At 71.5% G+C, this 12,515-nt stretch carries 15 protein-coding genes; 2 read left to right on the top strand and 13 right to left on the bottom strand.

Annotated elements, in window-relative coordinates; translation table 11 throughout:
- Positions 1–9: 9 nt before the first annotated feature.
- Genes DN771_RS24435 through infC form a run of 5 tightly spaced genes read right to left on the bottom strand, consistent with a single transcriptional unit; the run spans position 10 to position 4,030 of the window.
- Positions 10–1,965 carry a hypothetical protein gene (locus DN771_RS24435; RefSeq protein WP_117000189.1) on the bottom strand — a complete coding sequence of 652 codons (1,956 nt, stop codon included), beginning with the start codon at positions 1,963–1,965 and terminating at the stop codon, positions 10–12.
- A 4-nt stretch (positions 1,966–1,969) separates the two neighbouring features.
- Complete coding sequence (locus DN771_RS24430; protein ID WP_420810939.1) at positions 1,970–2,713, bottom strand: TrmH family RNA methyltransferase; 744 nt, start codon at positions 2,711–2,713, stop codon at positions 1,970–1,972.
- 29 nt (positions 2,714–2,742) lie between these two features.
- Positions 2,743–3,096, bottom strand: coding sequence for a 50S ribosomal protein L20 (gene rplT / locus DN771_RS24425; RefSeq protein ID WP_117000187.1), 354 nt, complete (start codon positions 3,094–3,096; stop codon positions 2,743–2,745).
- Between the two features lie 52 nt (positions 3,097–3,148).
- Positions 3,149–3,346 (bottom strand): 50S ribosomal protein L35, encoded by a 198-nt coding sequence (rpmI, locus tag DN771_RS24420; RefSeq protein WP_117000186.1) that lies wholly within the window; start codon positions 3,344–3,346, stop codon positions 3,149–3,151.
- Between the two features lie 3 nt (positions 3,347–3,349).
- Positions 3,350–4,030, bottom strand: a complete 681-nt coding sequence (gene infC, locus DN771_RS24415; protein ID WP_117000185.1) for a translation initiation factor IF-3 — start codon at positions 4,028–4,030, stop codon at positions 3,350–3,352.
- A gap of 279 nt (positions 4,031–4,309) precedes the next feature.
- On the opposite strand from infC, the gene DN771_RS24410 reads away from it, so the two are divergent.
- Positions 4,310–4,678 carry a hypothetical protein gene (locus DN771_RS24410; protein ID WP_117000184.1) on the top strand — a complete coding sequence of 123 codons (369 nt, stop codon included), beginning with the start codon at positions 4,310–4,312 and terminating at the stop codon, positions 4,676–4,678.
- 69 nt (positions 4,679–4,747) lie between these two features.
- On the opposite strand, the gene DN771_RS24405 is transcribed toward DN771_RS24410, so the two are convergent.
- From DN771_RS24405 to hisG, 3 genes are read right to left on the bottom strand one after another with little or no spacing between them, the layout of a single operon-like run.
- On the bottom strand, positions 4,748–5,038 hold the full coding sequence (locus DN771_RS24405) for an MGMT family protein (protein ID WP_205528754.1): 291 nt from the start codon (positions 5,036–5,038) through the stop codon (positions 4,748–4,750).
- The gene (locus DN771_RS30180; RefSeq protein ID WP_205528753.1) at positions 5,035–5,232 is read right to left on the bottom strand and encodes a hypothetical protein; all 198 of its coding nucleotides are present in this window, start codon (positions 5,230–5,232) and stop codon (positions 5,035–5,037) included. Before DN771_RS30180 ends, DN771_RS24405 begins: the two co-directional genes overlap by 4 nt.
- Positions 5,229–6,101: an ATP phosphoribosyltransferase gene (gene hisG, locus DN771_RS24400; protein ID WP_117000182.1), complete on the bottom strand. Its 873-nt coding sequence runs from the start codon at positions 6,099–6,101 to the stop codon at positions 5,229–5,231. Before hisG ends, DN771_RS30180 begins: the two co-directional genes overlap by 4 nt.
- 90 nt (positions 6,102–6,191) lie before the next feature.
- Here hisG and DN771_RS24395 point away from each other — a divergent pair, with 90 nt between their 5' ends.
- The gene (locus tag DN771_RS24395; RefSeq protein WP_117000181.1) at positions 6,192–8,579 is read left to right on the top strand and encodes a xanthine dehydrogenase family protein molybdopterin-binding subunit; all 2,388 of its coding nucleotides are present in this window, start codon (positions 6,192–6,194) and stop codon (positions 8,577–8,579) included.
- 18 nt (positions 8,580–8,597) lie between these two features.
- Here DN771_RS24395 and DN771_RS24390 read toward each other — a convergent pair whose 3' ends face one another.
- The 5 genes from DN771_RS24390 to aroC all read right to left on the bottom strand — a co-directional run bounded on the left by DN771_RS24390 (position 8,598) and on the right by aroC (position 12,366).
- A complete protein-coding gene (locus DN771_RS24390; RefSeq protein WP_117000180.1) occupies positions 8,598–9,086 on the bottom strand; it encodes a MogA/MoaB family molybdenum cofactor biosynthesis protein in 489 nt (162 codons plus the stop codon).
- Positions 9,087–9,153: 67 nt separating this feature from the next.
- Entirely contained in the window at positions 9,154–9,630 is a 477-nt protein-coding gene (locus tag DN771_RS24385; RefSeq protein WP_117000179.1) for a type II 3-dehydroquinate dehydratase, read from the bottom strand.
- A complete protein-coding gene (locus tag DN771_RS24380; protein WP_227462466.1) occupies positions 9,627–10,673 on the bottom strand; it encodes a 3-dehydroquinate synthase family protein in 1,047 nt (348 codons plus the stop codon). Before DN771_RS24380 ends, DN771_RS24385 begins: the two co-directional genes overlap by 4 nt.
- Entirely contained in the window at positions 10,670–11,206 is a 537-nt protein-coding gene (locus tag DN771_RS24375; RefSeq protein ID WP_205528752.1) for a shikimate kinase, read from the bottom strand. The genes DN771_RS24380 and DN771_RS24375 overlap by 4 nt, the downstream gene beginning before the upstream one ends.
- A complete protein-coding gene (aroC, locus tag DN771_RS24370) occupies positions 11,203–12,366 on the bottom strand; it encodes a chorismate synthase (protein WP_117000178.1) in 1,164 nt (387 codons plus the stop codon). Before aroC ends, DN771_RS24375 begins: the two co-directional genes overlap by 4 nt.
- Positions 12,367–12,515: the final 149 nt, after the last annotated feature.

Raw genomic sequence — 12,515 nt, 5'->3', positions numbered from 1 at the left:
TCGAGTCGCTCAGCACGTGAGCGCCCCGCCGCTCTCGACCGTCTGCGGCTCGGCGGACGGCGGCTCGAGGAGCACGAGCTGGTAGTCCATCATCGAGCGGTACTCGAGATCGACCCACCGCTCGAACGCGTCGGCGTCGCCTGCTGGGAGCTCGACGAACCCCCAGGCGCGCCACTCCTTCATCGATTCGGCCAGGCCCCGCGCCGACCGGTCCGAGGTGAGCACGAGCTGGAGGACGTCGATGGCACCTCCGGTGGTTGCCTCGGCCCGCTCCGTGTCGATCTCGATCGATCCCGCCCGGAGCTGGTCGGCGAAGTGCGCCTGCAGCTCGCGCAGCTCGGCCCGCTCCTCGTCGCCGAACGCGGCGACCTCGGCGAGCACCACCGAGTCTGCGGGCAGTTCGAGCAGATCGCCGGCGACCAGGCGCACCCGGGGATACGTCCCGGCCGGAGCGCATCGCGACGAGCCGAACCGGTACAGGTTGGTGTTGCCGGGTGGATAGCGGAACTCGATGCCGGCCCGCTGCAGCTCGGTGAGCACGACGAACGGGTAGGCGTTGCCGAACAGCCCGCCCGAGAGGTCGACCTCGACGGTCCGGGGGAACGTCGGGCTGGAGAACGCCCGGGCGAGCTCGGCGCGCAAGGGCCGGCCGACGCGATCGGCCGCCGCCTCGTCACGGGCCACGGTGGCCACCGGGTACCGCGGCCAGGCGGCGAGCACGCACAGCCCGACGAGGGCGGTCGGGGCGAGGACCGCGATGACGCGGTCGGCGGGGGCGGGAATCGAGGGCAGCGATGCCAGCCCGACGGCCAGGACGATGGACACGAAGGCGCCGACCGCCCAGATCCAGTAGTAGTTCTGCGGCACGAGCCCGAACACCGACGGGGGGATCCGGGCCGCCCCGACCGATCCCGCGACGAGCGCACCGAGCCCGGCGGCACCGGCGAGTGCCGCCGCCCGGCGACCGGTGCGGAAGCCGGCGACGGCCAGCGCGCCGAGGAGGCCGACCCAGACCACCATGGTGGCCCACGCGGCGGCTGCCGAGATCCCGTCGTAGGGCAGCAGGAAGTCGCCGATCGATCCCGGGAACCAGAACGGTGGGGCGAGAGCGCCGCCGGCCAGGAGCTGGACACCGGTCCCGAGCCCGGCACCCGGGCGGCCGCTGTCGGCCGACGTGAGCACGCGACCGAGGTTGCCGTCACCCCAGAACTGGTCGATCACCGGCTGGATCCAGCACACCACGAGGGCGACGACGCTCCACGCGACGACCCGGCCGATCCCGGGGCGCGGCCGCCGGCGGACGTCGAGAACGAACGCGCCCAGCCCCAAGGCGGCGATGACGATGCCCTGGTAGGCGTACGTGAAGTGGGTCTGCACCACCAGGCTCGCCGCGACGAGGCCCCACGGCACCGCTCCCCCGACGCCGGCGGCCATCGCCGTCGCCAGCCACAGCAGGGCATACAGCGGCAGCACCATGGCGAACTGCTGGCGGGCGTCGAGCAGCCACGACAGGCCCAACGTGGACATCAGCACCAACGTGCCGGCCATCACCACGGCCACCCGCCGCGGACCGACGAGCCGCCGCGCCGACCACCACACCAGCACGACACAGCCGGCGTTGACGAGCGCCGTCGCCACGCCGGTGCCCAGATAGGGCGAGACGCGGGTGAACGGGGCGAGCAGGTCGAGCTGAAGGGGCCCGAGGTTGTTGACCAGCTCGTCGAGGGCATCCGACCCCGACGACCAGGCGCCGACGAGGGGCCGATGCGACGTGAACACGTCGAGGGATCGGGCCGTGAAGTAGGTGGCGTCCCCCATCGGCATCCAGTGCTGGACGCGTGCCCTGACCATTGCGACGACGAAGGGAACGACCGCGGCGATCAACGCGAGGTGTTCGAGTCGCGTCGCCCGGCCAGGCAGGTCACGCGCGCCGGGTGCGCACGTTCGGCTGGCCCCCCGCAACACGTCGTCAGTCTGGACGATCGCGGGCGACCTCGAAGCACAGCACCGTCGTCGCCATCGCCACGTTGAGGCTCTCGGCCCGCCCGTGGTGCTCGATGCGAACCCAGTCGGTGATCGCCGGCTCGGCGGGGTCGACCCCTGCCGCTTCGTTGCCGGCGACGACGGCCACCCGGCCCGACCAATCGAAGGCGGTGTGCGCGACGCCTCGGTGCGAGGAGGTGGCGATCACGCGGAGTCCGGCGGCCGCCACGTCGGCGAGGCCCGCGGGCACCACCGGCACGTGGAACAGGGCACCGGCCGACGCCCGCACCACCTTGGGGTTCGTCTCGTCGACGGTGCCCGGCGTGACGACCACGGCGTCGGCGCCAGCTGCCTCGGCCGAACGGATGATGGTGCCGAGATTGCCTGGCTCGGCGATGCGGTCGGCCACGACCACGAACGACGCCGCGGCAAGCGTTGCCGCGGCGTCGCGCGACGGCCGTGCCACCACGGCGAACAGGCCGGTCGGCGACTCCAGATCGGACACCCGCTCGGCGACGCCGGGGGCCAGGCGCGCGACCGGCGTGGCCGCGCCCGTCGTCACCGGCTCGACGCCCGGCGCCGTGAACTGGGCCTCGACCGCCCAGCCGGCCGCGATCGCCTCGGCGACCATCACCGGACCCTCGATGACGAGCGCGCCCTCCTCAGAACGCGAACTGCGGCGCCCGAGAAGGCGCCGCAGTCGTTGAACCCGGGGGTTCGTGAAGCTCAGGCGATCGCTCGCCTGCCGCTCGTGTGCGGTCAGAGTGCCGCCTTGGCGGCCTCGACCAGACGGCCGAAGGCGGCCGGATCGGTGACGGCGAGATCGGCGAGGATCTTGCGGTCCACCTCGATCCCGGCGGCGTTGAGCCCGGCGATGAACCGGCTGTAGGAGAGGTCGTTGGCGCGGCAGCCAGCGTTGATGCGCTGGATCCACAGGCGTCGGAACTCGCCCTTGCGTGCCCGACGATCGCGGAAGGCGTACTGCCCACTCCGCAGCACCTGCTCGTTGGCGGCGCGGAACGAACGGCTCTTGTTGCCGTAGTAGCCCTTCGCCGACTCGAGCACCTTCTTGTGACGCCGCTTCGCCGCGACGCCGCGCTTCACGCGTGCCATGTCTTGTCTTCTCCTGGTTTCGTTCTAGATGGCGCTGTCAGTCGCAAGCGGCTCAGCGGTCGCCGAGCAGGCGCTTGATCTTCTTGACGTCGGTGGGGTGGACGTCGGCATCGGCGTCGAGGCGACGCGTCCGGGTGGACGGCTTCTTCTCGAACAGGTGCTGGCGCATCGACTGCTCGCGGCGCAGCCGACCGCTGCCCGTGGTCTTGAACCGCTTGGCGGCGGTCTTGGATGTCTTCATCTTCGGCATCTGTCAGTCCTCTACTGCCTCTGCTGCTGTCTCATCTACCGACTCGTCGGCTGCTGCTGCCTCGTCGGCTGCTGCCGGAGTCGCCTGGGGGGTGGTGGCGTCCGCCTGCTCGGGGCTCGTGCTGTCGGGCGCCGGGGCAGCCGCCTTGGCGTCGATGGCCTTGCGGTCCGGTGCCAGCACCATCGACATGTTGCGCCCCTCGAGTCGGGCCTGGGTCTCGACCTTGGCGTACTCGCCGACCACGGAGAGCACTTCGTCGAGGATCTTCGAGCCCAGCTCGGGGTGCGCCATCTCGCGGCCGCGGAACTGCATCGTCACTTTGACCTTGTGGCCCTCGTGGATGAATTGGTCGATGCGGCGGACCTTGACGTCGAAATCGCCCTTGCCGATCTTCGGCTTGAACTTGACTTCCTTGACCGAGACGTTGGACGCCTTCTTGCGGGATTCCTTGGCCTTCTGGGCTTCCTCGTAGCGGAACTTCCCGTAGTCCATGATCCGGCAGACCGGCGGGTTGGCCATCGGGGCCACCTCGACGAGGTCGAGGTCGAGGCCACGGGCCATCCGGAGCGCTTCGGGCACCGTCTTGATGCCCAGCTGATCTCCGTCGGGACCGATGAGGCGAACCTCACGTGCCCGAATGCGGTCGTTGATCCGGTGTTGCTCGCGTGCTGCTGGCGCGGCTATGACTGCTCACCCCTGTGCAATGGCGGTACTCCTTGCTGGTCTTTCCGGGTTCTCTGAATTGACGGTCGGCGACCGTGCTCAGTGGTGCTCGACGCGAAGAAGCCGCGGAGCACGCTGCTGACGGACTGACGACCCGAGGTCGTCGGCCGGCCGCCGGAGCGTACCGTTGGACCCGGACGCACGATCTGTGTGGGCTGTCGGGCTCGGAGCCCGCCCGATTCGTGGCCGGGTGGGGGTTGCCCCCACTTCGCGAATATGGCGCCCAGTAGGGTAGCTCACGTGAGCGACGAAACCTCGCAGATCGACGACGGGTCCCTCGACGACGGGAGCGACGGGAGCACGGCCGACGCCATCGAAGAGGCGCAGGACGCCATCGCCGACGCCCGGCGACGTCTGGCCGAGATCCCCGCCGACGTCGTGGTGACCAACCATGCCATGGGCCTCTACGAGCTGGCCGCCATCCACCTGTCGGGCAGTCCGCCCGACCTCGTGTCCGCAGCCCTGGCGATCGACGCCCTCGGCGCCCTCGTCGACGGATTGGGCGATCGGCTCGGACCCGAGACACCGACGTTGCGCGACGCCCTGGCCAACATCCGCGTGGCCTTCGTGCAGGTCAAGGGCGCCCACACGGCGTCTGCCGACTCCTGATCACGCCGCGAAGCGGCAAGCTGTCGCGGCGCGAAGCGGCCAGCCGTCACGGCGCGAAGCGCCCAGCCGTCACGGCGCGAAGCGCCCGAGCGGGGCTTCCACCACCCGGAAGTTGCGCACGATCACGCCCTCGGCGCGCAGCAGGGCCGCCTGTCGGCTCGGCTTCTCCGTGGCGAGCCGGCCGTCGCTGCGCACCACTCGCCACCACGGCAGATCGAGGTCGGTGCTGGCGAGCAGGGCGCCGACCGCGCGCGCTGCGCCGGGACGCCCGGCGTCGTGGGCGACGTCGCCGTAGCTGACCACCTCACCCTCGCGGAGCGACGCGATCACGTCGGCGATCTCGTCGGCCAGCGCGCTCACGGGCGTTCGAGCGCAGCCGCCTCGATCCGGCCGAGCTTGGGCAGCGGGCGGAACGTGACGTGGGCACCGACGGGGATGGCGCGGGTGCCGTCGGCGATCTCGACGCAGTGGAAGTCGTAGCGCGTGCCGTCGTCGCCGTCGACCGCGCCCAACCCGGCGGCCTCGTCGAACTCCACCACCACGCCGTGCATCACGGCACTATTTTCGAGATGGGGATCTCGAGGAGGTCGGTGGCGCCGGCGTCGCTGAGGGCCGGGATGATCACGTTGATCGTCCGCTTCTCGACGACCGTCTCGACGGCGTAGCCGCCGCCGGCGAGTTCGGAGATCGTCGGCGACTTCATCGACGGCAGCACGGCGAGGACGTCCTGGAACTGCTCGGCCGAGACGTTCAGCTTCAGGAGCACCTTCTCGCGGGCGTTGAGCGCACCGTTGAGCAGCGTCATCAGCTGGCCCATCGCATGGCGCTTGGCCGGATCCTCGTACGCGGCCGGATTGGCGATGACCTCGGTGTAGCTGACGAGGACGGTGTCGATGATCCGCAGTCCCGCCGCCCGCAGCGCCCTGCCGGTCTCGGTGATCTCGACGACGCAGTCGGCGATCTCGGGCACCTTTGCCTCGCTCGCCCCGTAGCTCAGCCGGACGTCGGCCTCGATGCCGTGCTTGGTGAAGTACCGCCGCGTCAGCTCGGGGTACTCCGAGGTCACGCGGACGCCGTCGGAGAAATCGGAGACGGCGTTGACCTCGGAGTCGCCGGCCACGGCGACCACCATGCGGATCGGGTCGGACGTCGCCTTGGAGTACTTCAGCTCACCGAGCGAGACGACCTCGCTCGACGTCTCCTCGATCCAGTCGCGTCCCGTGATGCCGATGTCGAACAGGCCCTCGGCCACGTAGACCGGGATCTCCTGGGGCCGCAGGATGCGCACGTCGTCGATGCGAGGATCGTCGACGGTGGCCTTGTAGTCGACCGCCGACGATCGATGCACGGTGAGGTCCGCCGCTTCGAACAACTCGAGCGTCGCCCGCTCCAACGAACCCTTCGGCAGCACCATGCGCAACACGTCGCCGAGGCTAGTGAGCCGGGCCCGGGCGGGCCGCTTCCATACCGCTGGCCGTGGCGGACGACACGCCCCGTGGTTGTATGGGGCCCGATGAACGGATCGATCTTGGGCACCCGGGTCTTGCGTACCGAGGATCCCGCGCTGCTGCGCGGCGCCAACCGCTACCTCAACGACCTCGACGTCGACGGCAAGCTGCACGGCGTCTTCGTGCGGTCGGACATGGCCCACGCCACGCTCGGGACGGTCCACACCGACGAGGCCCTGGCGTCGCCCGGGGTGGTCGCCGTGTACACCGGCGCGTCGATCGGCGTCGCGCCCCACCACGGCTTCGTCACCGTCCACCCCGACTTCGCCCGCCCGCCGATCGCGACCGATCGTGTGCGCTTCGTCGGCGACCCGATCGCTCTGGTGGTCGGCGAGTCGCTCGATGCCGCGGCCGACGGCGCCGCCCTGGTGTGGGCCGACTACGAGCCGTTGCCGGCGGCGATCGATCCCGCCGACGCGCTGGCCGAGGGCGCCGAGGTGCTGTTCCCGGTGCACGGCTCCAACGAGGCGATCTCGTCGTTCGATGCCGTCGCCGTCGAGGACCCCGACGATCCCGACGTGGTCGTGGTGCGCGGGACCTACCTCAACCAGCGCGTCGCCGTGGTCCCGATGGAGCCCAACGGCTGCCTCGCCATCCCCGGCGACGACGGCCGGCTCACGTTCTACGCGTCCACGCAGATGCCCCACGGGCTCGCCGCCCAGGTGGCCGACGCCCTCGGCATGGAACGCTCCGACGTCCGCGTCATCACCCCGCAGGTCGGCGGCGGCTTCGGCGGCAAGGCCGGGATCTGTGCCGAGTACTCGGCGATCGCCGGGGCGGCACGCCAGCTCGGCCGCCCGGTGGCCTGGCACGCCGGGCGCAGCGAGGACATGGTGTCGCTCCCCCACAGTCGCGGCCAGGTGCAGTTTGCCGAACTGATCTGCCGTCGTGACGGCACGTTCGAGGCGCTGCGCGTGCACCTGCTCGGCGACGCCGGCGCGTATCCGAGCATCGGCGCGTTCCTCCCGGCCGGCACCAAGCGCATGTCCAACGGCATCTACCGCTTCGGCGAGATCCAGTTCGACGTCGTCGTCGCCGCCACCAACACCACACCGATGGGCGCCTACCGCGGCGCCGGCCGCCCGGAGGCCACGGCCCTGCTCGAGCGCCTCGTCGACCACGCCGCCCACGAGCTCGGCATCGACCCGATCGAACTTCGCCGGCGCAACCTGATCGCCGACGACACGTTCCCGTTCGCCACCCTGACCGGGCTCACCTACGACAGCGGCGCCTACTCCACGCCCCTCCACGCCGCGGCCGCGGCGGCCGGATACGACGAGTTGCGAGCCGAACAGCAGCGGCGCCGTGCCGAGGGGGCGCGGCTCCAGCTCGGCATCGGGGTGGCCGCCTATGTCGAGATCACGGCGGGCGGCGACGGCTCCGAGTTCGGCGCCGTCGAGGTCCACGACGACGGATCGGCCACCGTCCGGGCCGGCACGCTCTCGCACGGCCAGGGCCACCAGACCGCCTTCGCCATGCTGGTGCACGATCAGACCGGCATTCCCGTCGACCGCATCCGGCTGCTCGACGGCGACACCGACCTCGTCCCCCGGGGCGGCGGCACGGGCGGCTCGCGTTCACTCCAGCTCGGAGGATCGGCGGTGCGGCAGGCCACCACGGCCCTCGTCGAGCGGGCCAAGGGACTCGCCGCCACGCTGCTCGAAGCCGACGTCGCCGACATCGTGCTCGACACCGAGACCGGTACGTTCGGCGTGGCCGGCGTCCCCGCCATCTCGCTCTCGTGGGCCGAGCTGGCGGCGACGTCCGCCGAGACGACCGGCGAACCGCTCGGCGCCGAGGAGGTCTTCAACCAGGACGGGTCGACCTTCCCGTTCGGCGCCCACATCGCCGTCGCCGAGGTCGATCTCGACACCGGCGCCGTCGAGCTGATCCGCCACGTCGCCGTCGACGACTGCGGAACGGTCCTCAACCCGCTGCTCGTCGAGGGCCAGCAGCACGGCGGCGTGGCCGCCGGCGCCGCCCAGGCGTTGTTCGAGGAGGTCCGCTACGACGCCGACGGCAACCCGCAGACGGCGAACCTGGCCGACTACGGCATCCCGAGCGCGGCCGAGATGCCGAGCTTCGAGGTCCTGTCCACCCAGACGCCGACTCCGCTCAACCCGCTGGGGGCCAAGGGGATCGGCGAGGCGGCCACGATCGGCTCCACACCCGCCGTGCAGAACGCCGTGATCGATGCCCTCGCCCATCTCGGCGTGCGCCACATCGACATGCCGTGCACCGCCGAGCGGGTCTGGCGCACGATCCGGGACGCCGAGGCCGGGACGCTGGCCGACCCGTGGCGTGAGCCGCCGGCAGTGTTCGCCCGGCTCCGTGCCGAGCGGGTCGGGGCGGCCGTCGACGAGGAAGGCCTCAACGCCGCCGAAGGCATCTGAGCCGCCAGCGAGCGGGACTCAGTGGGTCGTGGGGGCGTCGCGGAGCAGCTGGAGGGCGTGCGGGACGATGTCGATGATCGCCCCGAGCTGCTCCACGCAGCCCTTCGGTGAGCCCGGCGTGTTGCAGATGAGCGACTGACCGCGGACGCCGGCGATGCCGCGCGACAGCCGCCCGAGCGGGCTGACCAGGCGCATCGCCTCGGCGAGACCGGGGGCTTCACGCTCGATGACGTCGCGGGTGCCTTCGGGGGTCTGGTCACGAGGGGCGAAGCCCGTGCCGCCGGTGGTGACGATCAGCCCGGCGAAGCCCTCACTCATCTCGGTGAGCACGGTCGCGACCTCGAGCGCGCCGTCGGCGGTGAGACGGTGCTCGACGACGTCGAACCCGGCGTCGGAGAGCTGCTCGACCAACGCCCGGCCGCTGAGGTCCTCGCGGGTGCCGTGCACCACGCCGTCACTCACCGTCAGCACCTTGGCCTGCAACACCGCCTCGTCCGGGGAGCTCATGCCCCCGACGCTACTGCGGACCGCGTGGGGTAACAGATGGTGCCAGGCACCATCTGTTACCCAGGCACTATCTCGCAGTCAGGCGGGCGGCGACGGCTTGCATCGCCAGCGCGTAACCGAGGCCGCCGAAGCCGGCGATCGTGCCGGTGGCCACGGGGGCGATCACGCTGGTGTGGCGCCACGGCTCGCGGGCGTTGGGGTTCGACAGGTGCACCTCGACGACGACGCCGTCGAAGGCGGCGAGGGCGTCGTGGATGCTCCACGCGTAGTGCGTGAACGCGCCGGGGTTGATCACGATGGCCGCACAGCGCCCCCGGGCGCCGTGGATGAGCTCGACGAGCTCGCCCTCGTGGTTCGTCTGGTGCGCCTCGACGTCGAGGCCGTGCCGATCGGCGGCGGCGGTCGCCGACGCCACGTGATCGTCGAGCGTGGCGGTGCCGTACACCTCCGGCTCCCGGGTACCGAGCAGGTTGAGGTTGGGCCCGTGCAGGAGCAGGACCAGTGGCCTCGGTGCGTCGTGATCGGCCGTTCCCGGTTCGGTCATGGCTGGGCACCGTAGCGGTGCAGCGTGTCGAGAACGGCGGACGGGTCGACACCGGCGACGACCTCCACCCCGCTGGGGCCGTCGAGCACGAACGTGAGTCCGTCGAGCGCCTTCTTGTCCCGCCCCATCAGTTCGAGCAGGGCGGCCGGATCGAGGCCGGCGGGCGGTTCGGTGGGCAGGCCGTACAGGTCCCCGACGACGGCGACGTGCTCGTCGACCCGGGCGGCGTCGATGCGACCCAGCCGCTCGGCCAGCCGGGCGGCGAAGATCAGGCCGACACCGACGGACTCGCCGTGAGTGAGGTTGTGCCCAGTGGCGATCTCGAGGGCGTGGGCGAGGGTGTGGCCGTAGTTGAGCAGCGCTCGCCGGCCACCCTCACGCTCGTCGCTGGCCACGACGTCGGCTTTGATCCGCACGCAGCGGGCGATGCGGTCGACCAGCGGCAGAGCGGCGAGGTCCTCTCCGACGAGGAAGTGGTATTTGGCCATCTCGCCGTCACCGGAGCGACGCTCGCGGGCCGGCAGGGTGTCGAGGGCGTCGAGGTCGCAGATCACTCCGGCCGGCTGCCAGAAGGCGCCGACGAGGTTCTTGCCCTCCGGCAGGTTGACGCCGGTCTTCCCACCGATCGCCGCGTCGACCATGCCGAGCAGCGTCGTCGACACGTGGACGACGGGCACGCCGCGGTGCCACACGGCGGCGGCGAACCCGGCGACGTCGGTGACCATCCCGCCTCCGATCCCGACCACCACGTCGTTGCGCGTGATGCCCGCGCCGGCGAACGCCCGCGTGACGTGCTCGATGGTGGTGAGCGACTTGGCCACCTCACCGTCGCCGATCTCGATGCGCGTGATCACGCGCCCGCCGAGGTCGAGTGCGGTCAATGCCTCGGCGCCGCCGAGCGGAATGCCGGCCTGCGTGATCACGGCGACACGCCGCGCCGTCGCCGGCAGCAGCGACGGCAGGTGCTCGACGGCACCGGCGCCGACCAGGACGTCGTAGCTGCGGTCGCCGAGCGGGACCGTGACGGTGCGCAGGTCGCTCACGGGTTCGTCCCGCTCGTCGTCTCGCGGCCGACCAGGGCGACGATCTCGTCGGCGATGGCCTCGGGCCGGCGGTCGGTGACGTCGACGACGACGTCGGCCACCTCGGCGTAGAGGTCGGCGCGATCGGTCGCCATCTTCCGGAGCGCGCCGTGCGGGTCGTCGTCGAGCAACGGCCGGTGGGCGCCCGTGACGGCGCGGCCGACGAGCACGTCGGGGTCCGCCGACAGCCACACGACGAGGGCGTCGGCGTCGGCGAGGGCGTGGCGGTTGTCCGGCGACAGCACCACCCCACCTGCGGCGGCGATGATGCTGGGCTCGGCGGCGGCGAGGGCGTCGACGACCACACCGTTCTCGAGGACGCGATACGCCGGCTCCCCCTCGGCCAGCCAGATCTCCCGCACCGTGCGCCCGGTGGCCGCCTCCACAGCGGCATCCGTGTCGACGAGCGGCCGTTGCATCCGCTCGGCGAGGAGCTTGCCGACGGTGGTCTTGCCCGAGCCCATCAGGCCCACCAGGACGACGTGGCGCGTCACGGGTGCAGCTGGGCGTGGAAGGACCGGGCGTTGCGTACGAACTCGTCGACGTTGTCGCCGCCGTACTTGCGCTGGGCCTCGGCGGCGAGGACGAGGGCGACCATCGTCTCGGCGACCACGCCCATGGCCGGCACGGCCGTGACGTCGGTGCGCTCCTTGAACGACACCGCCGACTCCTTGGTCGCCGTGTCGACCGTCTCGAGCACCGGCACATTGAGGGTGGCGAGGGGCTTCATCGCCGCCCGGGCGACGAGCAACTCGCCCGTGGTGATGCCACCCTCCACCCCGCCGGCGAGCGTGGTGTCGCGGCGGTAGCGCTCCTCGTCGGCGTCCCAGCGGATGGCATCGTGGGCGACGCTCCCCCGCTGCCCGGCCACGTCGAAGCCGTCGCCGATCTCCACGCCCTTCACGGCCTGGATGCTCATCAGGGCCTGGGCGAGCAGGGCGTCGATCTTGCGGTCCCAGTGGACGTGGCTGCCGAGACCGACGGGGACGCCGTAGCCGAGCACCTCGACCACGCCGCCGAGCGAGTCGCCATCCTTGGCGGCCGCCTTGATCTCGTGGATCATCGCCTCGGTGCCCGCGGCGTCGAAGCAGCGGACCTCGGAGGCGTCGACGGTGGCGAGGTCGGCGGGCGTCGGCCGGTCGCCCTTGGCGAGCGCCGAGCCGAGCTGGATCACGTGGGAGATGATCTCCACGCCGATCTGGCGCAGCAGGAGTTTGGCCAGCGCGCCGGCGGCCACACGAGCCGCGGTCTCACGGGCGCTCGCCCGCTCCAACACGTCGCGCGCGTCGGAGAAGCCGTACTTCTGCATGCCGGCGAGGTCGGCGTGGCCGGGGCGCACCTGGGTGAGCGGGAAGTCGGTGGCGCCCGGCGCCGGCGACATCTCGTCGTGCCACTTGTCGCTGCGCTTCCACTCCGAGTTGCCGATCTCGATCGCCACCGGCGAGCCGAGCGTGCGGCCGTGGCGGATACCGCCGATCAGCGTCAGCTCGTCGGCCTCGAACCGCTGGCGCGGCCCGCGGCCGTAGCCGAGACGGCGCCGCCCCAGCTCGACGGCGAGGTCGTCGGCCGTGACCTCGAGGCCGGCTGGAAGGCCCTCGACGATCACGACGAGGCTCTGGCCGTGGGATTCGCCGGCTGTCAGGTACCGCAACATCGTTGGGCAACGCTACTGGCCTGCGTCGCCGACGGCCCAGGGCGTTGCCCATCACCTCGGTGATGCACGCATCGACGTCGCCGGACCCGCCTGCTGAGCCTCACCGACCGAGGAGTGTGACTCAGGGACGCGGAAACCCGCGTCGAAGG

The organism is Desertimonas flava (assembly GCF_003426815.1).
Taxonomy (GTDB): domain Bacteria; phylum Actinomycetota; class Acidimicrobiia; order Acidimicrobiales; family Ilumatobacteraceae; genus Desertimonas; species Desertimonas flava.
Note: the sequence above shows the minus strand (reverse complement) of the source record. Positions and strands in the feature narration are given on the sequence as shown.

Excerpts from the sequence above, each read along its gene's own strand:
- DN771_RS24385 (WP_117000179.1), bottom strand. The coding sequence starts at position 9,630 with ATGACCGAACCGGGAACGGCCGATCACGACGCACCGAGGCCACTGGTC.
- DN771_RS24395 (WP_117000181.1), top strand. The coding sequence starts at position 6,192 with ATGAACGGATCGATCTTGGGCACCCGGGTCTTGCGTACCGAGGATCCC.
- rplT (WP_117000187.1), bottom strand. The coding sequence starts at position 3,096 with ATGGCACGCGTGAAGCGCGGCGTCGCGGCGAAGCGGCGTCACAAGAAG.
- DN771_RS24390 (WP_117000180.1), bottom strand. The coding sequence starts at position 9,086 with ATGAGCTCCCCGGACGAGGCGGTGTTGCAGGCCAAGGTGCTGACGGTG.
- rpmI (WP_117000186.1), bottom strand. The coding sequence starts at position 3,346 with ATGCCGAAGATGAAGACATCCAAGACCGCCGCCAAGCGGTTCAAGACC.
- aroC (WP_117000178.1), bottom strand. The coding sequence starts at position 12,366 with ATGTTGCGGTACCTGACAGCCGGCGAATCCCACGGCCAGAGCCTCGTC.